Source organism: Pseudomonas sp. MDT1-85, from assembly GCF_054898065.1.
The window spans coordinates 4622410-4646720 of record NZ_CM142715.1 but is presented as its reverse complement, the minus strand read 5'-3'; the positions used below and the strand labels follow the sequence as shown (position 1 = coordinate 4646720).

Genomic DNA, 24311 nt, shown 5'->3' with positions numbered 1-24311 from the left:
CTTTTTTTTGCCGGCAAAACCTTTATATCTTGCCAAGTAGCAGCAGGATCAATAGCACCACCAACACCACGCCGATGATACCGGACGGACCGTAACCCCAACTTCTGGAGTGCGGGAAGACCGGCAAGCCACCTATCAACAACAGGATAAGAATAACGATAAGAATTGTGCCCATGTCTGTTTCCTTGTTGGAAGCGTTGTGGTTGACCTAGCGTTTTAGCTTTTAGCCATCAGCTGGACTTGTATTAATCCTAGCTGCTTACAAAATCCGACTCATGGATATGAAGAAAAATTCCAGTTTTTTTTAATGTATTTGGAAAGTACGTTTATTTCTTTTACTGCGTCTCAAAGTTGAAACAATCGAACCGCGCCGTGGTTCATTGCTGGCCATTCAGCACTCTGATGGAGCGTGGGTCGCGCATTATCCTTCGCTACACTCGGTGCATCTTCCCCGGAACAACAAGGCTGTTTGCTATGCAAAATCGCATGATGATCACTGGCGCGGGCTCAGGCCTGGGTCGCGAAATCGCGCTGCGCTGGGCGCGTGAAGGCTGGCAGCTGGCCTTGTCGGATGTCAGTGAGCCCGGCCTGCAGGAAACCCTGAAGCTGGTTCGCGAAGCTGGCGGTGACGGTTTCATCCAGCGTTGCGATGTGCGTGACTACAGCCAGCTGACGGCGTTCGCCCAAGCCTGTGAAGAGAAGTTCGGTGGCATCGACGTCATCGTCAACAACGCCGGCGTGGCGTCGGGCGGGTTCTTCAGTGAACTGTCGCTGGAAGACTGGGACTGGCAGATCGCGATCAACCTGATGGGCGTGGTGAAAGGCTGCAAGGCCTTCCTGCCGCTGCTGGAGAAAAGCAAAGGCAAGATCATCAACATCGCCTCGATGGCGGCACTGATGCAAGGTCCGGCCATGAGCAACTACAACGTGGCCAAGGCGGGTGTGGTGGCGTTGTCCGAAAGTCTGTTGATCGAACTGGCCCACGAGGAAGTCAGCGTGCATGTAGTGTGCCCGTCGTTCTTTCAGACCAACCTGCTGGACTCCTTCCGCGGCCCGACACCGGCCATGAAAGCCCAGGTCGGCAAATTGCTGGAAAGCTCGCCGATCACCGCTGCCGACATTGCCGATTACATTTATCAGCAGGTCGCCGCCGGAGAATTCTTGATCCTGCCTCACGAACAGGGCCGCATGGCCTGGGCGATCAAGCAAAAAGACCCGCAATTGCTCTACAACGAAATGACCGTGATGGCTGACAAAATGCGCGCCAAGGCCAAACAATCCGCAGGCTGAACTTGCCCGTGCGCAACACCATCGTTAGGGTGGCCGCAACCGGTCATCCTCACGAGACATCTGCATGCTCAATTACCTGTGGTTTTTCCTCGCCGCGCTGTTCGAAATCGCCGGCTGTTTCGCCTTCTGGATGTGGCTGCGCCAGGGTAAAAGCGCTTGGTGGATCGTCCCGGCGTTACTCAGCCTGATGGTGTTCGCGGTGCTGCTCACCCGGGTCGAAGCGAGCTACGCCGGCCGCGCCTATGCCGCCTACGGTGGCATCTACATCATTGCGTCGATCGGCTGGCTGGCAGTGGTCGAGCGGATTCGTCCACTGGGCTCTGACTGGATTGGCGTGGCGCTGTGCGTGATCGGGGCGAGCGTCATCCTGTTTGGTCCGCGCTTTTCCGTATCCTGAAGGATCGGTCCTTCATTCAAACCGGTTTGTCGGATACGTCCTTCAGGGCTCTGCATCCTGCGCTGTAGGGCGAGACTGTTTTGTTGTCGTTGCATTGAAGACCCGCTGCGCGCCGTGCATCTTCAAGGGCCGGTAACCCTGAAGGATGAATGCCATGCTTGTACTTAGCCGCGTTGTGGGCGAATTGATATCCATTGGTGACAACATTTCCGTGCGGGTTCTCGCCGTCAACGGAAGCAGCGTGCGCTTCGGCGTTGAAGCGCCGCAGAAGGTCAACGTACATCGCGCCGAAGTCTATGAGCGCATCCAGATCCAGCAGGCAAAAGCCAAGGCGCGTTAAGGGCCTCAGTCGAACAGATGCTTGGGCACGTCGTGCTTGAGCATCAACTGGCATTGCTCGCTTTCCGGATCGAAGACGATCAGCGCCTGGCCCTTGGTCAATGCCTGACGAACACGCAAGACGCGGGTTTCCAGCGGCGTGTCATCGCCGTTGTCCGTGCCGTCGCGGGTCACGAAATCCTCGATCAGATGGGTCAGTGTGTCGACTTCAAGTTGGTCGTGGGGGATCAGCATAAGACACCTCGGCTAAACAATGGCGCGATGCTACGGCGAATGGGCGGTGGCGGCTAGCCTGGAACTCATGTGGCGCCTGATCCAGCGCTATCGCGAGCAGGCTCGCTCCCACAGTAAATGGTGTACTCCTGTGGGAGCGAGCCTGCTCGCGATAGCGATATTTCATGCGCTACACATCTCGAATTTGACTCAGCTCTCCGAGCGCTGCCCAATCAAACTATCCACCGACGGCACCCGCGTATCGCTTTCCATCTGCGTCTCGTGTTCGATCTGGTGACTGAACCGGTCCAGCGATCCCTTGGCCGGTTGTGCATCGCTGGCGAACACCGGCGGGCTGAGGATATAGGCGCCGAGCAGGCGACTGAGGGCGGCGAGGCTGTCGATGTGGGTGCGTTCATAGCCGTGGGTGGCGTCGCAACCGAAGGCCAGCAGGGCGGTGCGAATGTCATGGCCAGCAGTGACGGCCGAGTGAGCATCGCTGAAGTAATAGCGGAACAGGTCGCGGCGCGCCGGCAGTTCGTTATCGCTGGCAAGCCGCAGCAAGTGGCGCGACAGGTGATAGTCATAAGGCCCGCCGGAATCCTGCATCGCCACGCTCACCGCGTGTTCACTGGAGTGCTGGCCGGGCGCGACCGGCGCGATGTCGATGCCGACGAATTCACTGACATCCCAAGGCAAGGCCGCCGCCGCACCGCTGCCGGTTTCTTCGGTGATGGTGAACAGCGGATGGCAGTCAATCATCAGTTCTTCGCCGCTGTCGACAATGGCTTTCAACGCCGCCAGCAATGCGGCAACGCCGGCCTTGTCATCAAGGTGACGGGCGCTGATATGGCCGCTTTCGGTGAACTCCGGCAACGGGTCGAAGGCAACGAAATCACCGACGCTGATCCCCAGCGAATCGCAATCGGCGCGGGTGGCGCAGTAAGCGTCCAGACGCAATTCGATATGATCCCAACTGATCGGCATTTCATCCACGGCAGTATTGAACGCGTGCCCGGAAGCCATCAGCGGCAACACGCTGCCACGGATCACGCCGTTGTCGGTGAACAGACTGACGCGGCTGCCTTCGGCGAAACGGCTGGACCAGCAACCGACGGGTGCCAGGGTCAGGCGACCGTTGTCCTTGATCGCGCGAACCGCCGCGCCAATGGTGTCCAGGTGAGCGGAGACCGCGCGGTCCGGGCTGTTCTTCTTGCCCTTGAGGGTGGCGCGGATGGTGCCGCGACGAGTCATCTCAAAGGGAATGCCCAACTCTTCGAGACGCTCGGCGACGTAACGCACGATGGTATCGGTGAACCCGGTGGGGCTGGGAATGGCGAGCATTTCCAGCAGGACTTTTTGCAGGTAATTGAGGTCCGGTTCGGGAATTTTGCGGGTCATGGAAACTCCTGATGAAGTGAGAGCATCGATGGTTTCGATGAGGAAAAGAGAGTGTGTGATCTGTCAGGCCCCCATCGCGAGCAGGCTCGCTCCCACAAGGGAATGCGGTCAAATGTGGGAGCGAGCCTGCTCGCGATGGCGATGGAACAGGCGACACATTAATGTCAAACCGCCGGCTGACTATGCGCAAACAACAAATCCACAAACCGCTCGGCCGTCGGCTGCGGTTCATGGTTGGCCAGCCCGGCGCGTTCATTGGCCTCGATAAACACATACTCCGGCTGGTCGGCGGCCGGCACCATCAGGTCGAGCCCGACCATCGGAATATCCAGGGCCCGCGCCGCGCGCACCGCCGCGTCCACCAGGGTCGGATGCAGAATCGCCGTGACGTCTTCAAGAATGCCGCCGGTATGAAGATTCGCCGTGCGCCGCACGAACAAGTGCTCGCCGGCCGGCAGAATGCTGCTGTAGTCATAACCCGCCGCCTGCAACGTGCGCTGAGTCTCATGGTCCTGCGGGATTTTGCTTTCACCGCTGGTCGCCGCCTGACGGCGACGGCTCTGGGCTTCGATCAGCGCGCCGATGGAATGCTGACCATCGCCCACCACTTCCGCCGGCCGGCGAATGGCGGCCGCGACCACTTCGAAACCGATCACCAGAATCCGCAAGTCGAGGCCTTCATGGAAGCTTTCCAGCAGCACTCGACTGTCGAACGCGCGGGCGTTCTCGATGGCTTGCCGGACCTCTTCGAGGGTGCGTAAATCCACTGCCACCCCGTGGCCCTGTTCACCGTCCAGCGGTTTGACCACCACCCGTTCGTGCTCGTCGAGAAACGCCAGATTGTCGTCCGCGCTCCCCGCCAGTTGTTGGGCTGGCAATTTAAGGCCGGCGTTTTTCAGCACCTTGTGGGTCAGGCTTTTGTCCTGGCACAACGTCATGCTGATGGCGCTGGTCAGATCGCTCAGGGATTCGCGGCAACGTACCCGACGACTGCCGTGAATCAAGGTAAACAGACCGGCTTGCGCGTCGTCCACCTGCACCTCAATACCGCGCCGATGAGCCTCCTCGACGATGATTCGCGCATACGGATTGAACCCGGCTTCCGGGCCGGGGCCGAGAAACAACGGTTGGTTGATGCCGTTCTTGCGCTTGATGGCGAAGGTCGACAAGTTGCGAAAACCGAGCTTGGCGTAAAGGCTTTTCGCCTGGCCGTTGTTGTGCAGCACAGACAGGTCCAGGTAACTCAGGCCACGGCTCATGAAGTGTTCGATCAAGTGCCGCACCAGCACTTCGCCGACGCCTGGGCGGGAACATTGTGGATCGACCGCCAGGCACCACAGGCTGCTGCCGTTTTCGGGGTCGTTGAACGCCTTGTGATGATTCAGGCCCATGACGCTGCCGATGATCGCGCCGCTGTCCTCATCTTCGGCCAGCCAGTAAACCGGGCCGCCCTGGTGATGAGGCGTCAGCAAACTCGCATCAATCGGCAGCATGCCGCGCGCCTGATACAGCTGATTGACGGCCTGCCAATCCGCCTCGCTTTGCGCCCGACGGATGCGGAAGCCGCGAAACACCCGGGTGGCCTGACGGTAATCGCTGAACCACAGGCGCAAGGTGTCGGACGGGTCGAGAAACAGTTGCGCCGGTTCCAGCCCCAGCACTTGCTGGGGCGCGGCAACGTACAAGGCGATGTCCCGCTCACCGGGCTGCTCATTGAGCAACTCTTGGGCAAGGCTCGCGGCATCGGGAAAGGTATGGCCGATCAGCAACCGACCCCAGCCGCAGTGCACCGCGATCGGCGCGGCGCCCAATTCACTGCCGTCTTCGGCCAGTCGCGCCTGCAAGCGTTCGTAGGAGGGCGCCTGACCGCGCAACAAGCGTTGGCTATAAGCCGAGGCGTGAGGTTTCATCGATCAGATTCCTTGTTCACTGAGCCACAGGTTCAGGGCTGCCAATTGCCACAGCTTGGAGCCGCGCAACGGGGTCAGTTGACCTTGCGGATCGGTCAGCAGGCGGTCGAGCATGGCGGGGTTGAACAGGCCGCGATCCTGACTCGGATCGAGCAGCAGTTCACGCACCCAGTTCAGCGTATCGCCCTGCAAATGCTTGAGGCCGGGGACCGGGAAGTAACCCTTTTTGCGGTCGATCACTTCACTCGGAATGACCAGCCGTGCCGCTTCTTTCAACACGTGCTTGCCGCCATCCGGCAGCTTGAATTTACCCGGAACCCGCGCCGACAATTCCACCAGGCGATAGTCGAGAAACGGCGTGCGCGCTTCCAGGCCCCAGGCCATGGTCATGTTGTCGACCCGTTTGACCGGGTCATCCACCAGCATCACGGTACTGTCCAGACGCAGGGCTTTGTCCACGGCTGCGTCGGCGCCGGGCTGGGCGAAATGTTCTTTCACGAAGTCGCCGGCCGCGTCGTTGGCCGTCAGCCATTTCGGCTGCACCGTGGCGGCGTAGTCGGCGTAGCTGCGGTCGAAAAACGCATCGCGATACGCCGCGTACGGATCGCTCGCACCGTCCACTTGCGGATACCAGTGATACCCGGCGAACAATTCGTCCGCGCCTTGGCCGCTTTGCACCACCTTGCAGTGCTTGGCCACTTCGCGAGACAGCAGATAGAACGCAATGCAGTCATGGCTGACCATCGGCTCGCTCATGGCGCGGAACGCTGCGGGCAGTTGCTCGATGATCTCTTTTTCGTCGATGCGCAGTTGGTGATGTTGTGTGCCGTAGTGCTTGGCGATCAGGTCCGAATACTGGAACTCGTCACCGCGCTCGCCGCCGGCATCCTGGAAACCGATGGAAAAGGTCGACAAGTCTTCGACCCCGACTTCGCGCAACAGGCCCACCAACAGACTCGAATCAACGCCGCCGGAAAGCAGCACGCCGACATCCACTGCCGCCCGTTGACGGATCGCCACGGCATCACGGGTGCTGTCGAGCACGCGATCGCGCCAGTCTTCGAGGGTCAGGTTCAGTTCGTCGGCATTTGGGCCGTAGGGCAGGGTCCACCAGGTTTTCTGCTCGGTGGTGCCGTCTGCTTCGATGCGCATCCAACTCGCCGGGGGCAGCTTTTCGATGCCCGCCAGCAAGGTGCGCGGCGCCGGGACCACTGCATGGAAGTTCAGATAATGGTTCAGCGCCACCGGGTCGAGAATCGGGTTGATGTCGCCGCCCTTGAGCAATGCCGGCAGGGACGAAGCAAAGCGCAGGCGCTGACCGGTGCGCGACAGGTACAACGGCTTTACGCCGAGACGGTCGCGGGCGATGAACAGACGCTTGGCGTCGCGCTCCCAAATGGCGAAGGCGAACATGCCGTTGAGTTTGGGCAACAAGGCTTCGCCCCAGGCGTGATAGCCCTTGAGCAGCACTTCGGTGTCGCCGCCGGAATAGAAGGCGTAACCAAGGCTTTCCAGCTCGGTGCGCAGTTCCGGGAAGTTGTAGATCGCGCCGTTGAAGGCCAGTGACAGGCCCAGTTGGTTGTCAATCATCGGCTGTGCCGAGCCGTCCGACAGGTCCATGATTTTCAGGCGCCGATGGCCCAGGGCAATCGGCCCCTGGCTGTGGAAGCCCCATGCATCAGGGCCGCGAGGGGCCAGGTGATGGGTGATTCGTTCAATGGCTGCGAGGTCCGCAGGTTGATGGTCGAAACGTAATTCTCCAGCTAATCCGCACATAAGTCCTTACCGGTTTTTCCGTTGGGGAGGGTCAATCGATACCCGCCAAAAACGGCGGGTACCCGGAAACTGACCCAGGTGAATCCCTGGAGTTTTAGACCGATAAGTTATAAGGCTGTGGGTCAGGCTTTTCCGCGGATCAATTGGCGCAAGGCAAAACGGTTGGGATGGCAGGCCTCGGCCACTGTTTTTGGCAGCGGCAACGGCTCGTTTTCAAGCCATGCCGCCAACAGCTCGCCAGACAATGGCGCAGTGATCAAACCGCGAGAACCGTGACCGCTATTGACGTAAAACCCCTCGAGCCATGGGCAGGGCACATCGGGCACTTGCCGGGCATCTTTGCTCAGCGCGGTATAGGCCTCGGCGAAGGCGACTTGTTCAGCCAACGGTCCGACGATCGGCAGGTAGTCGGGGCTGGTACAGCGGAATGCCGCGCGTCCTTCAAGCTGCTGCGGGTTCAGGTCTGGAACATGCAACCGGGCGACCAGGTCAGTGGAAATTTCCTCGAGCAACGCCAGGTTGCCAAGGTGTTCGGCGACGGTAGGGGCCAGCTCGTCACTCTTGAAATCGAAGCTGGCGCCGAGGGTGTGTTCGCCCAGGCGTGCCGGCGCCACATAGCCTTCGGCGCAGACGACGGTCGCCAGGCTATGGCTTTCAGGGGTTTGCGCCAGTCGGGTGATCTGGCCGCGAATGCGTTTGAGGGGCAGGTCGGCGCTGTATGGAAAACGCTTGATCTCGGCGGCGCCGGCCAGAATCACCACGGGCGCGCTGGCCAGTAGGGCATCGCCGTCCCAGGCCTGCCATTGATCATCGACCTTGCGCAGTTCCAGCACCTCGCGATGGGGCAGCCACTGGATGTTCGGTGAGGACGCCTGCCACTGGCACAACGCGGGCGGATGAACCCAGCCGCCCTCAGGGTAGAACAAGCCGCCGTGCGCCAATTCGATACCGGCCCGGGCCTGGGCCTGTGGTTGATCGAGCAGGTGCACCAGGCTCGGTGAAAAGGCCGCGGCCAATTGCGTCTGACGCTCGGCTTCCTTGGCATTGAAGGCCAGTTGCAAGACCCCGCAATCGTCCCAGTCGACGCCTCGCTGTAATTGCTCCAGTAGACGTCGGGTGTAGCCAAAACCGCTGACGATCAATTGCGACAACGCCGTGCCGTGGGCTGAAAGCTTGAGGTACAGCACACCCTGAGGATTGCCCGAGGCCTCCTGCGCCAATGCTTCGTGGCGGTCCAGCAGGCTCACTTGCCAACCCCGCGCGGCCAGGCTGGCGGCACTCGCGCAACCGGCCAGCCCGGCGCCGATCACCAAGGCGTGGCGTTCGCCGGTCAGCGGTTGTGGGCGAGCGAACCATGGTTTTGTCGCGGCTGGTTTAGCGGTCTCTTCAGGCCAACCGAGGAAGGTGCCCCGCAGGATTTCCCATTTATGGCCGATGCCAGGCGTGCGCTTCATCTTGAAACCCGCCGCGTTCAGCAAGCGGCGCACCCAGCCGGTGCTGGTGAAGGTGCTGATGGTCGAGCCGGGTGCCGCCAGGCGTGCCAGTTCGGCAAACAATTCGGCGGTCCACATGTCGGGGTTTTTCGCCGGGGCAAAACCGTCGAGAAACCACGCGTCGATCTGGGCATCCAGTTGCGGTAACTGCTCAAGTGCATCGCCGACCAGCAAGGTCAGGGTGACGCGGCCGTTGTCCAGCACAAGGCGCTGAAAGCCTTGATGGATCGCTACGTATTGCGCCAGCAATTGATCGGCAAACGGCTTGAGCTCCGGCCATAACGCCAAGGCCCGTTGCAGATCGGGCGCGCTCAGCGGGTACTTTTCGACACTGACAAAATGCAGTCGCGCACCGGCCACCGCGTGCTGTTCGAACAACTGCCAGGCACAGAGAAAATTCAGCCCGGTACCGAAACCGGTCTCGCCAATCACCAGTCGACCATTCACCGGCAAGGCGGCGAAACGGCCGCGCAAATCGTTTTGCTGCAGAAACACGTAACGGGTTTCTTCAAGGCCCGACAGGTCGGAAAAATACACATCATCGAACACCCGCGAACGCGGGCGACCTTGGTCGTCCCAGTCGAGCTGGGCGTGGGGCAATACAGGTTTCATGGCAGGCTCGGTAACGGCAAGGTGGCCATTCTAGCCGATCGCCGTTACGGCGCTTGATCCATGGCAAGACACGTTCGACCTGTCGCTGAAATTCTGTAGCAGCTGCCGAAGGCTGCGTTCGATCGCGAAGCGGTCGCAAAGTCAGGCAACGTGGCTTTCCGGTAATGCATCGCCGCCGGGTTTGGCGACCGCTTCGCGATCGAACGCAGGCTGCGCCAGCTGCTATGTATGGACTCGCCCCCACTGTCTACCCGCTTTTGAAAAAACCGTCGCCCTGTTGCATCTATGTATTAGGCCTATTCGTGGAAGCCGTCTTCGGCTTCTGGCCAAAATTGGAAAAGCTCGTGGTATGCCGATTACAGTCAGGCCTCGAAGGCCAGTAGCAGCTTAGGCATCAATCCACGCCGGTCTTACCTGGGGTCAATTTTTCTTCAGCAAAGGGTCGGACAGTCAGTACCTCGGTGGCAGAACTCTGTCGCTCAGTGGCTCATCGTCGCTTGCTGGCCATCACCAGCGTGGCGACGATAAGTCTGGTCACTCTGTAGAAGCACCCAGACGATTCGCAGGTTGCGGTTGGCTAGCCTGATCGCAGCCTCCTTACGACCCAGCCGGCTCATCCAGCGCAACAAGCGGCGGTCATCGGGTTGCTGGGAATCAGGTCGTAGTTGTTGCAGCACCGCATGGGCTCCCTGGATCATCAGGCTGCGTAAATAAACATCACCTCGCTTGGTCATGTCCCCCAGCCGGACCGTCTGCCCGCTGCTGTGCTGGTCAGGCACCATGCCAAAGTACGCGGCAAACTTGCGGGCATTGGGAAATCGCTCAGGCTTGGTTTCCTTGGCCACCAGTGCCGTGGCAGTGACTGGGCCGATGCCGCGCACAGTCATCAGTCGCTTCGCCGTCATGTCGGCGCTGGCGGCCACTTCCAGGCGCCCCGTCAGCACGCTGATGCGTTCGCCCAAATGGCGCCACTCGGCCAACAGTTCGTCGATCAGTTCACGCAGCAGGCCCGGCACCGGCTGGGTGGCATCTTCCAGTACCCGCGGAATTTTCTGGCTGATCGCAACATCGCCCTGCGCCAAGGCCACGCCGTGCTCGAGCAGCAGGCCGCGCATCTGATTACTCACCGCCGTGCGTCGACGCACATAGCCTTGGCGGGCGCGATGCAACGCCTGCATTGCCAGCGCCGCAACGCTTTTGACCGGCACTGCGTAGATCTTTTCATCGCGACCAGCCCGCAGAATCGCCAGCGCATCGTTGCGATCATTTTTAGGCCCGCTGCGATGTGTGGCCACCAAACCGGCTGGAAGAATCCGCGCCAGATTGCCTTGGTCTTGCAACTGCCGGGCCCAAGCTTGAGCACCCGGACCGGTCTCCATCAGAACCACGACATGAGGCGGCAACTGGCGGAGAAACTCATAAAACGCCTCGCGCGACTTGATCCGCTGCTCGTAGTGCACCTGGCCGAGGACGTCTTCACCGGCGACCTGAAAGACCTGCTTGGCCAGATCGACCGCCACGGTTGTGCAGGCCGACAAATCGGAAGAAGACAGGGATTGATCAATCGAAGTATGCTTTTTCATGGACTCGCCCTCGCTGTCGTTGGCTGATTAGACTGCCACCGTGGCGCATTGACGCCTCGGCTTGGGCGAGTCCATCCAATTACAAGGCGGCGATCTTTTGATCTCTTTTTGCTTCACCGCAAACCTCCATCTTCCGCTAGTCTTGCTCAATCCTGGAAGGAGCCGCTCCATGTTCGAATCCGCCGAAATCGGTCATGCCATCGACAAAGAAACCTATGAAGCCGAAGTGCCAGCGTTGCGCGAAGCGTTGCTCGAAGCGCAGTTCGAACTTCGCCAGCAACACCGCTTTCCAGTGATCATTTTGATCAACGGCATCGAAGGGGCCGGCAAGGGCGAGACGGTCAAGTTGCTCAACGAATGGATGGACCCGCGCTCGATCGAGGTCCGCACTTTCGACCAGCAGACCGACGAAGAACTGGCGCGACCGCCGGCCTGGCGCTATTGGCGGATGCTTCCGGCCAAGGGCCGCATGGGGATTTTCTTTGGCAACTGGTACAGCCAGATGCTGCAGGGACGGGTTCATGGTTTGTTCAAGGATCCGCGACTCGATCAAAGCATCAATGGGGCCGAGCGGTTGGAGAAGATGCTGTGCGACGAAGGCGCGCTGATCTTCAAGTTCTGGTTTCACCTCTCCAAAAAACAAATGAAAGCACGGCTCAAGGTCCTGGCCGACGACCCGCTGCACAGCTGGCGTATCAGCCCGCTGGACTGGCAACAATCCGCGACCTACGACAAATTCGTGAAGTACGGCGAACGGGTGCTGCGCCGCACCAGCCGCGACTATGCACCGTGGCATGTGATCGCCGGCGTGGACGAGCGCTATCGCAGCCTGACGGTCGGCAAGATCCTGCTCGATGGCCTGCAAAGTGCGTTGAAGAGACCCAGGATTCACCCGGACAAAGTCAGCGCCGCACCGTTGTTCCCCAGCGTCGATCAGTTCAATCTGATCGACAGCCTGGACTTGACCCTGCACCTGGACAAGGACGATTACGAAGAGCAACTGATTACCGAGCAGGCACGGTTTTCCGGGCTGATGCGCGACAAACGCATGCGCCGCCATGCGTTGATCGCGGTGTTCGAAGGCAACGACGCGGCAGGTAAGGGCGGGGCGATCCGGCGGGTGGCCGCGGCACTTGACCCACGCCAGTACAACATCGTGCCGATCGCCTCGCCCACCGAGGAGGAACGAGCGCAGCCGTATCTCTGGCGGTTCTGGCGGCATATTCCGGCGCGAGGCAAATTCACTGTATTCGACCGTTCCTGGTATGGCCGGGTGCTGGTGGAGCGCATTGAAGGCTATTGCAGCAAAGCGGACTGGATGCGCGCCTACGGCGAGATCAACGACTTCGAAGAGCAGATCGCCGATGCCGGAGTCATCGTGGTCAAGTTCTGGCTGGCCATCGACAAACAGACTCAGATGGAGCGCTTCCAGGAACGCGAACAGATCCCCTTCAAGCGATTCAAGATCACTGAAGACGACTGGCGCAATCGTGACAAATGGGACGATTACCGCGCCGCAGTGGGCGATATGGTTGATCGCACCAGCACCGAGATATCACCCTGGACCCTGGTGGAAGCCAACGACAAGCGCTGGGCGCGGGTCAAGGTGCTGCGCACCCTCAATCAGGCGCTGGAAGAGGCGTTCGAAAAGTCTGACAAACGTGAGAAGAAGCTGCAGAAACGCAAGCGCTGAATCGATGGCTACGCATACGCGGGGTGAATGATTGTCGCGGTCAGTCATAGGGTGGACTTATGCTCGGTCCAACTCCTGACTGACAACAACAATGAGGTGTATGTCATGCGTGAAGTGGTGATCGTCGACAGCGTACGGACCGGCCTGGCCAAATCCTTTCGCGGCAAGTTCAACATGACCCGCCCGGACGACATGGCGGCCCACTGTGTCAATGCGCTGCTCACGCGCAATGACGTCGATCCGGCCAGCGTCGAGGATTGCATCGTCGGCGCCGGCTCTAACGAAGGCGCCCAGGGCTTCAACATCGGTCGCAATGTCGCGGTGCTGTCGCACCTGGGCATCGGCACGGGAGGCATGACCCTAAACCGCTTCTGTTCGTCAGGCTTGCAGGCCATCGCCATTGCGGCCAATCAGATCGCTTCGGGTTGCAGCGACATCATCGTCGCCGGTGGCGTCGAATCGATCAGCCTGACCCTGAAAAGCGTCAACACCGACAACCTGATCAACCCGCTGCTGAAAGAGCAGGTGCCGGGCATCTATTTCCCAATGGGCCAGACCGCCGAGATCGTCGCGCGTCGTTACGACGTCAGTCGCCAAGAGCAGGATCTGTACGCCTTGCAAAGCCAGCAACGTACCGCCCTGGCGCAGGCCGCCGGGTTGTTCAACGATGAAATCGTGCCGATGGCGGTGAAGTATCGCGTTGAAGACAAGGCCACCGGGCAGGTGAAGATCCTCGACGGCATCGTCGATCACGACGACTGCAACCGCCCGGACACCACGCTGCAAAGCCTGGCCGAGTTGAAACCGGTGTTTGCCGAAGACGGCTCGGTCACCGCCGGCAACTCGTCGCAGCTGTCCGACGGCGCTTCGATGACTCTGGTGATGAGCCTGGAAAAAGCCCTGGCGCTGGGGCTCAAGCCCAAAGCCTTCTTCCGCGGTTTTGCCGTGGCCGGGTGTCAGCCGGACGAGATGGGCATCGGCCCGGTGTTCTCGGTGCCGAAGTTGCTCAAGGCCAAGGGGTTGCAGGTTGCCGACATTGATCTGTGGGAACTCAACGAAGCCTTCGCCTCGCAATGCCTGTACAGCCGCAACCGGCTGGAAATCGACAACGACAAGTACAACGTCAATGGCGGTTCGATTGCCATCGGCCATCCGTTCGGCATGACCGGTTCGCGTCAGGTCGGGCACATCGTGCGTGAGTTGCAGCGGCGTAACCTGCGTTACGGCATCGTCACCATGTGCGTGGGGGGCGGGATGGGGGCTACGGGGTTATTTGAGGCGGTGCGTTAAATCTGCAAGTTCGTACTACCTGATTGACCGCTATCGCGAGCAGGCTCGCTCCCACATTGATCACTGGTGTTCACCTATCTTGTGTTCACCATAGATCCACTGTGGGAGCGAGCCTGCTCGCGATGAAGGCGCCGCGGTTTACCGGCTCATGCTCATGACCTGCATCCGCTCGATATACGCCTGAATCTCACGCTTCGCTGCTTCCCGGTTTTCAAACGGCCCCTCAAGGGTGAGTTCCCGTGTGGTGAAATACAGCTCTCCATTCACACGACATAACCGGTCACAACGAAAGTGGGTGGTGGGGGCGTTGTCTTGGGCGCGCATGCCGTACATGGGCGATCTCCTGCGGATGACGGTTTCAATGAGCTTATGCATGAACCACTTGTCGCGCCTGGTCACCTGATCGACGGCATATCGTCAACTTTATGGTGCGACCTGCACAGTTTCATTCGCGGCCCTTCGGCAACTGTCCCTGTGTCGCGCCCCGGTCTGAGCCTAGAATGACCGTTTTTGCCATGGGCTTCGGGGGCAGCATGCATATTTCATCGGGTCGCTGGGTTTATGGTCTATGCCTGGCCTTGCTGACCGCGTTGCTGTGGGGAATCCTGCCGATCAAGCTCAAGCAAGTGCTGCTGGTGATGGACCCGGTGACGGTGACCTGGTTTCGCCTGCTGGTGTCCGGCGGCTGCCTGTTCATTTATCTGGCGACGACCAAACGCCTGCCGAGTCGCAAAGTCCTCGGCCCGCGTGGTGGCTGGCTGGTGTTGATGGCGGTATTCGGACTGGTCGGCAACTACGTGCTGTACCTGATGGGCCTGAACCTGCTCAGCCCCGGCACCGCGCAACTGGTGGTACAAATGGGCCCGATCATGTTGCTGATCGCCAGTCTGTTCGTGTTCAAGGAACGTTTCAGCGTGGGGCAGGGGATTGGCCTGTTGGTGTTGCTGATCGGCTTTGCGCTCTTCTTCAATCAGCGCTTGAGTGAACTGCTCACCTCTCTGACTGATTACACCGCCGGTGTGCTGATGGTGCTGTTGGCGTCCACGGTCTGGACCTTCTATGCCTTGGGCCAGAAGCAGTTGCTCACGGTGTGGAATTCGTTGCAGGTGATGATGGTGATTTACTTGTTCTGCGCGCTATTGCTGATGCCATGGGTGCATCCGCTGGAGGCGCTGCAATTGAGTCCGCTACAAGGCTGGTTGCTGCTGGCGTGCTGTTTGAACACGCTGATTGCTTACGGCGCCTTTGCCGAAGCCCTGGCCCATTGGGAAGCCTCGCGGGTCAGTGCGACGCTGGCGATCACACCGCTGGTGACCTTTGCCGCCGTAGCCGTGGCCGCGTGGTTATGGCCGGAGTATGTGCACGCCGAACAGATCAATGGCCTGGGGTATGGCGGGGCGGTGTTGGTGGTATTGGGGTCGGCGTTGGTGGCGTTAGGGCCATCGTTGATGGCGGGGCTCAGGGCGCGGCGGGTGCGGATGACGGCCAGTTAGACCGCGTTATCGTTCATCGCGAGCAGGCTCGCTCCCACAGGTGACCGAGTTCCTTTCAGGGGAATGCGGTCAAAATGTGGGAGCGAGCCTGCTCGCGATGGCGGACTACAGGGCTATGTAGAACTCAGCCTTTGGCACCCGCCTCCAACATGTCCTCTGGCCTCACCCACGCATCAAACTCTTCATCCGTCAGATACCCCAGCTGCAACGCCGCCTCGCGCAGGGTCAGCCCCTCGCTGTAAGCCTTCTTGGCAATCTCCGCCGACTTGTCGTAGCCAATATGCGGGTTCAGCGCCGTCACCAGCATCAAGCCTCGTTCCAGATGCTCAGCCATTTTCTCGGCATCGGGTTCCAGCCCGGCAATGCAATGCTGCTGAAAGTTACTGCAGCCATCGCCCAGCAAGCGGATCGATTGCAGCAGGTTGTGGATGATCACCGGTTTGAACACGTTCAACTGCAGGTGGCCCTGACTGGCCGCAAAACCGATGGCAACGTCGTTGCCCAATACCTGACAGGCCAGCATCGATAGCGCTTCGCACTGCGTCGGGTTGACCTTGCCGGGCATGATCGAACTGCCCGGCTCATTGGCCGGCAGTTTCACTTCGGCAAACCCTGCTCGCGGCCCGGAGCCCAGCAGGCGCAGGTCGTTGGCGATTTTCATCAGGGTCACGGCAAGGGTTTTCAGGGCCCCGGAAAGGGTGACCAATGGCTCGTGACCGGCTAGTGCGGCAAATTTGTTCGGTGCGGTGACGAACGGCAGGCCGGAGAGGGCGGCCAGTTCAGCCGCGATCGCTTCGCCAAAACCGTGGGGCGAGTTCAATCCGGTGCCCACCGCAGTGCCGCCCTGAGCCAGTTCACAGACCGCCGGCAACGCGCTACGGATCGCCCGCTCGGCGTAATCCAGTTGCGCGATGAACGCCGAGAGCTCCTGGCCGAAGGTCATCGGCGTGGCGTCCATCATATGGGTACGACCGGTCTTGACCAGTTTCATGTGCCGCGCGGACAACTCCGCCAACCCGCCAGACAATTCGCTGATCGCCGGCAGCAAATGTTGCTGCACCGCCTGAACCGTCGCGATGTGCATGGCCGTGGGGAAGCAATCGTTGGAACTCTGGGAGCGGTTGACGTGATCGTTGGGGTGCACCGGAATCTTGCCGCCGCGCGGGTTGCCGGCCAGTTCGTTGGCGCGACCGGCGATCACTTCGTTGACGTTCATGTTGCTTTGGGTGCCGCTGCCGGTCTGCCAGACCACCAGCGGGAACTGCTCGTCGTGGTCACCGTCGAGCACTTCGTCGGCGGCCTGTTCGATCAGGCGGGCGATGTCGGCGGGCAGGTCGCCATTGCGATCGTTAACGCGCGCCGCGGCTTTCTTGATCAGGGCCAGGGCGTGCAGCACCGCCCGCGGCATGCGCTCGTTGCCGATGGCGAAGTTGATCAGCGAGCGTTGCGTCTGAGCGCCCCAGTAAGCGTCATCCGGGACTTCTACCTGGCCCAGGCTGTCGGTTTCGATACGGCTCATCATGCACACTCCTGTAGGTGATAGCGCAGTTTAGGCCGTGATCGCCCGCCGTGGTTCCATCAGTCTGGAATTTGACCGTTCAGCCCCTCTAAATCAGGTGCGACAAGGCTTGGGGTTGAGTGACACACTTTTTTAGGTGCAGAATGGTCGCCCTTGAGGTTTTGCCTCGCCTGCTAGAAAAGGAAACTCGATGACTCGTCTTCGTGCCATCTGTACCGCGGTTGCACTGGTTTGCGCCAGCGGCCAGGTTTTTGCCGATACCGCCAGCCACAACGCCAGTGCCGAAGCTTTCCTGACCCTGGCGCACGCTGACAAATTGGGCACTCCGGTGTACATGCAAGTGCAGCAAATGTTCGCTCAGCGCTTTGAACAGACCAAAGCCCCTGAATCGAAAAAAGCCCTGCTGGAAACTTACCAGGCCAAGGCCAATGCCGCTCTGGATCAAGCCATTGGCTGGAAGAAGCTGAAGCCGGACATGGTCAAGCTTTACACCACCAATTTCAGCGAATCCGAGCTCAAGGATCTGGTTGCGTTCTACCAGTCGCCACTGGGCAAGAAAGTCCTGGAAAAAATGCCGCAGCTGACTCAGCAATCGGCCCAGATGACCCAAGCCAAGCTGGAAAGCGCGGTGCCTGTGGTCAACAAACTGCTGGCTGACATGACGGCCGAGCTGGAGCCTAAAGGCGCCGCTCCTGCCAAGAAAAAGCCTTAAGCGGAGTTCGGGATGACCATGCAACAACGCATCGAATCGACACTTGGGCTATTACAGCCCGAGCACCTGCAAGTGCTGGATGAAAGCCACATGCACAGCCGTGGGTTACAGACCCACTTCAAAGCGGTGGTGGTCAGCCAGCAGTTCGAAGGCCTCAATCGCGTCAAGCGTCACCAGAAGGTGTACGGCACTTTGGGCGAGCTGATGGGCGAGTTCCATGCGTTGGCGCTGCATACCTATACGCCGCAAGAATGGGCACAGATCGACGCGGCCCCGGCTTCGCCGACCTGTGCTGGCGGCAGGTAGGAGCGAGGCTTGCCCGCGAAGGCGTACTCAAGATCGCCATCGCCGGCAAGCCGTGCTCCTACAGAAGGGTTTATTTTTGCTAGAATCCGCAACGCGCCGCTCACCCGGCGCGTTTTTTTTCGCATCCGGTTCACCCCTTACGAGGGTAGCCACCTGGAGAATTACCCATGACACAACAGATTGTCGTGGCGGCACTGTATAAGTTCGTCACCCTGGAAGATTACGTCGGCCTGCGCGAGCCGCTGCTGCAAGCAATGGTCGACAACGGCATCAAAGGCACGCTGCTGATCGCCGAAGAAGGCATCAACGGCACCGTGTCCGGCAGCCGCGAAGGCATTGACGGGCTGATGGCCTGGCTCAAGAACGACCCGCGCATGGACGACATCGACCACAAAGAGTCGTACTGCGATGAGCAGCCGTTCTATCGCACCAAAGTCAAACTCAAGAAAGAAATCGTCACCCTCGGCGTCGAAGGCGTGGACCCGAACAAAAGTGTCGGCACCTACGTGGATCCACAGAACTGGAACGCGCTGATCAGCGATCCTGAAGTGCTGTTGATCGACACCCGCAACGACTATGAAGTCTCGATCGGCACCTTCGAAGGCGCCATCGATCCGAAGACCACCAGTTTTCGTGAATTCCCCGACTACATCAAAGCCCATTTCGACCCGGCCGTGCACAAGAAAGTCGCGATGTTCTGCACCGGCGGCATTCGCTGCGAGAAGGCTTCGAGCTACATGCTCAGCCAGGGTTTCGATGAGGTCTATCACCTCAAGGGTGGCATCCTGAAGTACCTCGAAGAGGTACCGCAGGAAGAAACCAAATGGCAGGGCGACTGCTTCGTGTTCGATAACCGCGTGACCGTGCGCCACGACCTCAGCGAAGGCGACTACGATCAATGTCATGCCTGTCGTACGCCCATCAGCGTGGAAGACCGCGCATCCGAGCATTACGTGGCCGGCATCAGTTGCCCGCATTGCTGGGATAAGCTGAGCGAGAAAACCCGTCGCAGTGCCATCGACCGGCAGAAGCAGATCGAACTGGCCAAGGCGCGCAACCTGCCGCACCCGATCGGTTACAACTACAAGCAAACTCCTTCCGAGGCTTGAACCATGTCTGCACGTCGCCTGCTCTATGTGATGGACCCGATGTGTTCCTGGTGCTGGGGTTTTGCGCCAGTGGCCAACGCGCTGGTCGAGCAGGCGCACGCAGCGGGGGTGGACGTGCATCTGGTCGTCGGCGGTTTGCGCACCGGCAGCGGCTCAGCGCTGGAGCCGACCACCCGGCGCTACATTCTTGAGCACTGGCAAGCGGTGCATGAGGCCACCGGTCAACCGTTCAAGTTTGAAGGCGCGTTGCCCGACGGGTTTGTCTACGACACCGAGCCGGCGTGTCGGGCGCTGGTGACGGCGCGCAGCCTGGCACCGGATTGCGCGTGGAAGCTGCTCGGGTTGCTCCAGCATGCGTTCTACGCCGAAGGTCGCGACGTCACTCACGCCAGCGTGTTGGTGGAGCTGGCAGAGCAGGCCGGTTTACCGCGCATCGAATTCGCCGCCGCCTTCGACCGTGCCGATCAGCACGCAGCCACCGCTGCCGATTTCACCTGGGTCCAGGACTTGGGCATTGCCGGTTTCCCGACCTTGCTGGCAGAGCGTGATGGTCAATTGGCGTTGCTGACCAATGGGTATCAACCTTTGAGTGTGTTGTCACCGTTGCTCGGCCGCTGGCTGGAGCGCGCTGCCTGTGCATGACCTGCCCGACGACGTTCCAGCCCCTGCACGTGTCGACCGTCTGAGCTGGGCGGAAATCCGTCGTCTGGCCCTTCACCATAAAAAGTCCCTGTGGATCGCCAACGGCGTCGCGGTATTGGCAACACTATGCAGTGTGCCGATCCCCTTGCTGTTGCCGTTGCTGGTCGACGAAGTGCTGCTGGGCCACGGCGACGCCGCGCTGAAAATCATGAACCATGCGCTGCCCGACGTCTGGCAGAAAGCCGCGGGTTACATTGGCCTGATGCTGCTGGTGACCCTGGCACTACGCTGTGCGGCGTTGTTGTTCAACGTTGTGCAGGCGAAATTGTTTGCGGCGTTGGCCAAAGACATCGTGTATCGGATTCGGGTGCGGCTGATCGAACGGCTCAAGCGTATCTCGCTCGGGGAATACGAAAGCCTGGGCAGCGGCACGGTGACTACGCACCTGGTCACCGACCTGGACACGCTGGACAAATTCGTCGGCGAAACCCTCAGTCGTTTCCTCGTGGCCATACTGACGCTGGTGGGCACCGCCTCCATCCTGATGTGGATGCACTGGAAACTCGCGTTGCTGATTCTGCTGTTCAACCCGCTGGTGATCTATGCCACGGTGCAGTTGGGCAAGCGCGTCAAACACCTGAAGAAACTCGAGAACGACAGCACCTCGCGCTTCACCCAGGCCTTGACCGAAACCCTGGATGCCATCCAGGAAGTGCGCGCCGGTAATCGTCAGGGCTTTTTCCTCGGACGGCTTGGCCAGCGAGCACGTGAGGTGCGCGATTACGCAGTGAACTCGCAATGGAAAACCGATGCGTCGAACCGTGCCAGCGGTTTGCTGTTCCAGTTCGGCATCGATATTTTTCGCGCAGCGGCCATGCTCACCGTGCTGTTTTCCGACCTGTCCATCGGCCAGATGCTGGCGGTGTTCAGCTACCTGTGGTTCATGATCGGTCCGGTGGAACAACTGCTCAACCTGCAGTACGCCTTTTACGCCGCCGGCGGTGCGCTGTCGCGAATCAACGAGCTGCTGGCCCGCGCTGATGAGCCGCAATACACCGGCAGTGTCGACCCGTTTCAAGGGCGCGACACGGTAGGCATCGAAGTTCAGGGGCTGAGTTTCGGCTACGGCGACGAGTTGGTGCTGAACCAAATGAATCTGTCGATTGCCCCCGGTGAAAAGGTCGCGATTGTCGGCGCCAGCGGCGGTGGTAAAAGCACCCTGGTGCAGTTGCTGCTGGGCTTGTACACGCCGCTGGCCGGCACCATCCGTTTCGGTGGTTCGACTCAGCAAGAGATCGGTCTGGAGACCGTGCGAGAAAATGTCGCCGTGGTCTTGCAGCATCCAGCACTGTTCAACGACACCGTGCGCGCCAACCTGACCATGGGCCGTGAACGCAGTGACGAAGCCTGCTGGCAGGCATTGGAAATTGCTCAACTGCACAACACGGTGCGTGAATTGCCCAACGGCCTGGACAGTATTGTCGGGCGCTCCGGTGTGCGTTTATCCGGCGGGCAGCGTCAGCGTCTGGCGATTGCGCGGATGGTGTTGGCCGAACCCAAAGTGGTCATCCTCGACGAGGCCACGTCCGCCCTGGACGCAGCCACCGAATACAACCTGCACCAGGCACTGGCGCGGTTCTTGAGCAACCGCACCACGTTGATCATTGCGCATCGGTTGTCGGCCGTGAAGCAGGCTGACCGAGTGCTGGTGTTCGACGGCGGTCAAGTTGCCGAGGATGGCGACCATCAGCAATTGATAGCTGATGGTGGGTTGTATGCAAAGCTTTATGGGCATTTGCAGCAGCACTAGATTAATGCCACAGGACGTTCAGGGTATTTTTCCCCGGCAAGGATTAGCACATGAGGACGAGCCAGCCTTGAAGCGCTGGGGCTATGCTGCTGTTGAGCAGGAGCTTCCCCGGCTTGCCTAGAGTGAGAACCCATCCTAGTCTAGCTGTAGCGTTTTCGTCCGGACGACGATCAAGCAGTGTCAAGACAAGGGACCTCATGAAGCAAAAAAGGACTCTCGGAACCCCGCGGTTGTTGGGCATCGTCTGGCCTTTTATCGCCGTCGTGTTATTTCAGGCCCTGTTGGGAGGCGTAAGCCTTTACGTTCTTTCGGCGGTTCGCGGCTACGTCGGTGGTGAAAGCCTGTGGTCCAAGGGCCAGAAAGACGCCATCTATTACCTCAATCTCTACGCCGACAGTCGCGACGAAACGATTTTTCTCAAATACCAGAACGCGATTGCGGTACCTCAGGGTGGCCATGAATTGCGTCTGGCGCTGGATCATCAACCACCCAATATCGAGGCGGCGCGAATCGCCATCCTCAAGGGCGGCAACCACCCGGACGACGTCTCCAGCGTGATTTGGCTGTACCTCAATTTCCGGCACTTCAGCTACCTTGAAAAAGCCATCGACCTCTGGACGGTCGGTGACGCGTACCTGGTGCAACTCGATGACGTCGCGCGGGAGATGCACCAGCGCATTGCCGATAGCCAGGTCACCGACGCCGACGTCAAACGCTGGAAGGACCAGATTTTCGCCATCAACGATGGCGTGACGCCTGCCGCCAAAGCATTCAGTGATGCCTTGGGCGAGGGCTCGCGGGTGATTCTCCGGCTGCTATTGGTGACGAACCTCGCCACTGCGCTGGGTTTGATTGTATTGGCCCTATTGCGTACTCATAAGCTGCTCAAGCAGCGCCATGCCTTCGCCGATGCCTTGCAGTTGGAGAAAGACCGGGCGCAGATCACTCTGCAATCGATTGGCGATGGGGTGATCACCACGGACGTCGAGGGCGCGATCGCTTATATGAATCCGGCCGCCGAGGCCTTGACTCACTGGAAGGCCGAACAGGCGGCGGGGTTGCCATTGGCCGCGCTGTTCAATCTGCTGGACGAGAACGCTCAGACCGACGGTTTTACCTTGATCGAGCACATTTTGAGCGGTCAGCTCAGCGGTGGCAGCGAGCATTCCAAACTGATCCAGCGTCTGGATGGCAGCACGGTGTCGGTCACTCTGGTCGGCGCGCCGATCCGCAATACGGGCAAGGTCAGTGGCGCCGTGCTGGTGCTGCATGACATGACCCAGGAGCGGCAATACATCGCCAATCTGTCGTGGCAGGCGACCCATGACGCACTGACCGGGCTGGCCAACCGCCGCGAATTCGAATATCGCCTCGAACAGGCACTGCATCACCTGACGCGCCAGGCGGGGCGTCACGCCTTGATGTTTCTCGACCTGGATCAATTCAAACTGGTCAATGACACTTGCGGTCATGCGGCGGGCGACGAGCTGTTGCGGCATATTTGTGCATTGTTGCAATCAGGGTTGCGCGAAGGCGACACCCTGGCCCGGTTGGGTGGCGATGAGTTCGGCATTCTGTTGGAAAACTGCGCGCCGGAAGCGGCCGAGAAAATCGCCGAAAGCCTGCGCCAGACCGTGCAGAACCTGCATTTTGTCTGGAAAGGCCGGCCGTTCGTGACCACCGTGAGTATCGGTCTGGTGCATGTGACCCAAGGTCCGGCCACGCTCGAAGCTTCGCTGCGTGCCGCTGACATGGCCTGTTACATGGCCAAGGAAAAGGGCCGCAACCGGGTTCAGGTCTATCACGCCGACGACTCGGAGCTGTCCCTGCGTTTTGGCGAGATGGCGTGGGTTCAGCGCCTGCACATGGCATTGGAAGAAGATCGCTTTTATCTGTATGCCCAGGAAATCGCGCCCCTTGGCCATACCGAACAGGGCGGTGGGCATATCGAAATCCTGCTGCGTCTGCATGATGAAGCGGGGCGCATGATTCTGCCGGACAGTTTCATTCCAGCCGCCGAGCGTTATGGTTTGATGACGTCGATCGACCGTTGGGTGGTGGAGAACGTTTTCAAAGTCATTGCCCAGTGTATCGCTGAAGAGCGCGAAGGGCCGTTGGCCATGTGTGCGATAAATCTGTCAGGTATTACTATCGGAGATGAGGCGTTTCTGGACTTCCTTCGTGAACAGTTTGTTGCATATTCAATTCCACCTGAAATGATTTGTTTTGAAATTACAGAAACCAGCGCGATTGCAAATTTGCGCAGCGCAATTAGATTTATCAATGAACTCAAAGGTTTAGGTTGTCACTTTTCGCTAGACGACTTTTGCGCCGGTATGTCCTCATTCGCTTACTTGAAACATTTACCTGTAGACTTCCTGAAGATCGACGGGAGTTTCGTAAAGGATATGCTGGACGACCCGATTAACCGCGCCATGGTCGAAGTGATCAATCACATCGGTCATGTCATGGGTAAGCGCACGATTGCCGAGTTCGTTGAAACACCTCAGATCGAGCAGGCATTGCTGGAGATCGGGGTGGATTACGCTCAAGGGTATGTGATTGAACGCCCGCATCTGTTTACCTGGGATAGTTTGCAAAGTCGTCCAGCCCGGCCCCGACCTTTGTTGTTCAAGGCGCCCGGCACGTTCCGTTGAAACCTCTTGTTGATCTTAAAATCACAATCAAAAGGAGCGCGACAGTGATCGACACATTCAACCGAA

Annotated in this window: 21 protein-coding genes; 12 read left to right on the top strand and 9 right to left on the bottom strand. The window is 59.6% G+C overall.

Annotation, left to right across the window (positions count from 1 at the left end; translation table 11 throughout):
* Positions 1-22: 22 nt before the first annotated feature.
* Entirely contained in the window at positions 23-175 is a 153-nt protein-coding gene (locus ACYZT2_RS20945; RefSeq protein WP_008012020.1) for a DUF3309 family protein, read from the bottom strand.
* Between the two features lie 299 nt (positions 176-474).
* Here ACYZT2_RS20945 and ACYZT2_RS20940 point away from each other — a divergent pair, with 299 nt between their 5' ends.
* The 3 genes from ACYZT2_RS20940 to csrA all read left to right on the top strand — a co-directional run bounded on the left by ACYZT2_RS20940 (position 475) and on the right by csrA (position 2027).
* On the top strand, positions 475-1290 hold the full coding sequence (locus tag ACYZT2_RS20940; protein WP_008075150.1) for an SDR family oxidoreductase: 816 nt from the start codon (positions 475-477) through the stop codon (positions 1288-1290).
* A gap of 64 nt (positions 1291-1354) precedes the next feature.
* Positions 1355-1687 (top strand): YnfA family protein, encoded by a 333-nt coding sequence (locus tag ACYZT2_RS20935; RefSeq protein ID WP_461966981.1) that lies wholly within the window; start codon positions 1355-1357, stop codon positions 1685-1687.
* 154 nt (positions 1688-1841) lie between these two features.
* A complete protein-coding gene (gene csrA / locus ACYZT2_RS20930) occupies positions 1842-2027 on the top strand; it encodes a carbon storage regulator CsrA (RefSeq protein ID WP_461966979.1) in 186 nt (61 codons plus the stop codon).
* Positions 2028-2032: 5 nt separating this feature from the next.
* Here csrA and ACYZT2_RS20925 read toward each other — a convergent pair whose 3' ends face one another.
* The 6 genes from ACYZT2_RS20925 to ACYZT2_RS20900 all read right to left on the bottom strand — a co-directional run bounded on the left by ACYZT2_RS20925 (position 2033) and on the right by ACYZT2_RS20900 (position 10969).
* A complete protein-coding gene (locus ACYZT2_RS20925; protein ID WP_461966977.1) occupies positions 2033-2260 on the bottom strand; it encodes a YheU family protein in 228 nt (75 codons plus the stop codon).
* A gap of 189 nt (positions 2261-2449) precedes the next feature.
* Complete coding sequence (locus ACYZT2_RS20920) at positions 2450-3640, bottom strand: osmoprotectant NAGGN system M42 family peptidase (protein WP_461966975.1); 1191 nt, start codon at positions 3638-3640, stop codon at positions 2450-2452.
* A 164-nt stretch (positions 3641-3804) separates the two neighbouring features.
* On the bottom strand, positions 3805-5550 hold the full coding sequence (gene ngg, locus ACYZT2_RS20915) for an N-acetylglutaminylglutamine synthetase (protein ID WP_461966973.1): 1746 nt from the start codon (positions 5548-5550) through the stop codon (positions 3805-3807).
* Between the two features lie 3 nt (positions 5551-5553).
* Positions 5554-7326 (bottom strand): N-acetylglutaminylglutamine amidotransferase, encoded by a 1773-nt coding sequence (locus tag ACYZT2_RS20910; protein WP_461966971.1) that lies wholly within the window; start codon positions 7324-7326, stop codon positions 5554-5556.
* Positions 7327-7448: 122 nt separating this feature from the next.
* Complete coding sequence (gene mnmC / locus ACYZT2_RS20905) at positions 7449-9431, bottom strand: bifunctional tRNA (5-methylaminomethyl-2-thiouridine)(34)-methyltransferase MnmC2/FAD-dependent 5-carboxymethylaminomethyl-2-thiouridine(34) oxidoreductase MnmC1 (protein ID WP_461966969.1); 1983 nt, start codon at positions 9429-9431, stop codon at positions 7449-7451.
* 479 nt (positions 9432-9910) lie between these two features.
* On the bottom strand, positions 9911-10969 hold the full coding sequence (locus tag ACYZT2_RS20900; protein WP_461973063.1) for an IS110 family RNA-guided transposase: 1059 nt from the start codon (positions 10967-10969) through the stop codon (positions 9911-9913).
* 214 nt (positions 10970-11183) lie between these two features.
* On the opposite strand from ACYZT2_RS20900, the gene pap reads away from it, so the two are divergent.
* Positions 11184-12707: a polyphosphate:AMP phosphotransferase gene (pap, locus tag ACYZT2_RS20895; RefSeq protein ID WP_461966967.1), complete on the top strand. Its 1524-nt coding sequence runs from the start codon at positions 11184-11186 to the stop codon at positions 12705-12707.
* 105 nt (positions 12708-12812) lie between these two features.
* Positions 12813-13997, top strand: coding sequence for a thiolase family protein (locus tag ACYZT2_RS20890; RefSeq protein WP_461966965.1), 1185 nt, complete (start codon positions 12813-12815; stop codon positions 13995-13997).
* Between the two features lie 138 nt (positions 13998-14135).
* Here ACYZT2_RS20890 and ACYZT2_RS20885 read toward each other — a convergent pair whose 3' ends face one another.
* Entirely contained in the window at positions 14136-14330 is a 195-nt protein-coding gene (locus ACYZT2_RS20885) for a DUF6316 family protein (protein WP_461966963.1), read from the bottom strand.
* A 200-nt stretch (positions 14331-14530) separates the two neighbouring features.
* On the opposite strand from ACYZT2_RS20885, the gene ACYZT2_RS20880 reads away from it, so the two are divergent.
* Positions 14531-15490 (top strand): DMT family transporter, encoded by a 960-nt coding sequence (locus tag ACYZT2_RS20880; protein WP_461973206.1) that lies wholly within the window; start codon positions 14531-14533, stop codon positions 15488-15490.
* Positions 15491-15614: 124 nt separating this feature from the next.
* On the opposite strand, the gene ACYZT2_RS20875 is transcribed toward ACYZT2_RS20880, so the two are convergent.
* Entirely contained in the window at positions 15615-17009 is a 1395-nt protein-coding gene (locus tag ACYZT2_RS20875) for a class II fumarate hydratase (RefSeq protein ID WP_461973204.1), read from the bottom strand.
* A gap of 190 nt (positions 17010-17199) precedes the next feature.
* Between ACYZT2_RS20875 and ACYZT2_RS20870 the strand changes: the two genes are divergently transcribed.
* The 6 genes from ACYZT2_RS20870 to ACYZT2_RS20845 all read left to right on the top strand — a co-directional run bounded on the left by ACYZT2_RS20870 (position 17200) and on the right by ACYZT2_RS20845 (position 24245).
* The gene (locus ACYZT2_RS20870) at positions 17200-17721 is read left to right on the top strand and encodes a DUF2059 domain-containing protein (RefSeq protein WP_461966961.1); all 522 of its coding nucleotides are present in this window, start codon (positions 17200-17202) and stop codon (positions 17719-17721) included.
* A gap of 12 nt (positions 17722-17733) precedes the next feature.
* Positions 17734-18027, top strand: coding sequence for a BolA family protein (locus ACYZT2_RS20865; protein WP_461966959.1), 294 nt, complete (start codon positions 17734-17736; stop codon positions 18025-18027).
* Positions 18028-18194: 167 nt separating this feature from the next.
* Positions 18195-19136: an oxygen-dependent tRNA uridine(34) hydroxylase TrhO gene (trhO, locus tag ACYZT2_RS20860; protein WP_461966957.1), complete on the top strand. Its 942-nt coding sequence runs from the start codon at positions 18195-18197 to the stop codon at positions 19134-19136.
* A 39-nt stretch (positions 19137-19175) separates the two neighbouring features.
* Positions 19176-19778, top strand: a complete 603-nt coding sequence (locus ACYZT2_RS20855; protein WP_461973202.1) for a DsbA family protein — start codon at positions 19176-19178, stop codon at positions 19776-19778.
* A complete protein-coding gene (locus ACYZT2_RS20850; RefSeq protein WP_461966955.1) occupies positions 19771-21588 on the top strand; it encodes an ABC transporter ATP-binding protein in 1818 nt (605 codons plus the stop codon). Before ACYZT2_RS20855 ends, ACYZT2_RS20850 begins: the two co-directional genes overlap by 8 nt.
* A gap of 197 nt (positions 21589-21785) precedes the next feature.
* Positions 21786-24245 (top strand): EAL domain-containing protein, encoded by a 2460-nt coding sequence (locus ACYZT2_RS20845; protein ID WP_461966953.1) that lies wholly within the window; start codon positions 21786-21788, stop codon positions 24243-24245.
* Positions 24246-24311 lie beyond the last annotated feature (66 nt).

Coding starts and splice junctions, on each gene's coding strand:
- ACYZT2_RS20865 (WP_461966959.1), top strand. CDS start 17,734: ATGACCATGCAACAACGCATCGAATCGACACTTGGGCTATTACAGCCC.
- ACYZT2_RS20935 (WP_461966981.1), top strand. CDS start 1,355: ATGCTCAATTACCTGTGGTTTTTCCTCGCCGCGCTGTTCGAAATCGCC.
- ACYZT2_RS20855 (WP_461973202.1), top strand. CDS start 19,176: ATGTGTTCCTGGTGCTGGGGTTTTGCGCCAGTGGCCAACGCGCTGGTC.
- ACYZT2_RS20910 (WP_461966971.1), bottom strand. CDS start 7,326: ATGTGCGGATTAGCTGGAGAATTACGTTTCGACCATCAACCTGCGGAC.
- pap (WP_461966967.1), top strand. CDS start 11,184: ATGTTCGAATCCGCCGAAATCGGTCATGCCATCGACAAAGAAACCTAT.
- ACYZT2_RS20845 (WP_461966953.1), top strand. CDS start 21,786: ATGAAGCAAAAAAGGACTCTCGGAACCCCGCGGTTGTTGGGCATCGTC.
- mnmC (WP_461966969.1), bottom strand. CDS start 9,431: ATGAAACCTGTATTGCCCCACGCCCAGCTCGACTGGGACGACCAAGGT.
- ACYZT2_RS20875 (WP_461973204.1), bottom strand. CDS start 17,009: ATGAGCCGTATCGAAACCGACAGCCTGGGCCAGGTAGAAGTCCCGGAT.
- trhO (WP_461966957.1), top strand. CDS start 18,195: ATGACACAACAGATTGTCGTGGCGGCACTGTATAAGTTCGTCACCCTG.
- ACYZT2_RS20925 (WP_461966977.1), bottom strand. CDS start 2,260: ATGCTGATCCCCCACGACCAACTTGAAGTCGACACACTGACCCATCTG.
- ACYZT2_RS20920 (WP_461966975.1), bottom strand. CDS start 3,640: ATGACCCGCAAAATTCCCGAACCGGACCTCAATTACCTGCAAAAAGTC.
- ACYZT2_RS20890 (WP_461966965.1), top strand. CDS start 12,813: ATGCGTGAAGTGGTGATCGTCGACAGCGTACGGACCGGCCTGGCCAAA.
- ACYZT2_RS20880 (WP_461973206.1), top strand. CDS start 14,531: ATGCATATTTCATCGGGTCGCTGGGTTTATGGTCTATGCCTGGCCTTG.
- ACYZT2_RS20945 (WP_008012020.1), bottom strand. CDS start 175: ATGGGCACAATTCTTATCGTTATTCTTATCCTGTTGTTGATAGGTGGC.
- csrA (WP_461966979.1), top strand. CDS start 1,842: ATGCTTGTACTTAGCCGCGTTGTGGGCGAATTGATATCCATTGGTGAC.
- ACYZT2_RS20940 (WP_008075150.1), top strand. CDS start 475: ATGCAAAATCGCATGATGATCACTGGCGCGGGCTCAGGCCTGGGTCGC.
- ACYZT2_RS20870 (WP_461966961.1), top strand. CDS start 17,200: ATGACTCGTCTTCGTGCCATCTGTACCGCGGTTGCACTGGTTTGCGCC.
- ACYZT2_RS20885 (WP_461966963.1), bottom strand. CDS start 14,330: ATGTACGGCATGCGCGCCCAAGACAACGCCCCCACCACCCACTTTCGT.
- ngg (WP_461966973.1), bottom strand. CDS start 5,550: ATGAAACCTCACGCCTCGGCTTATAGCCAACGCTTGTTGCGCGGTCAG.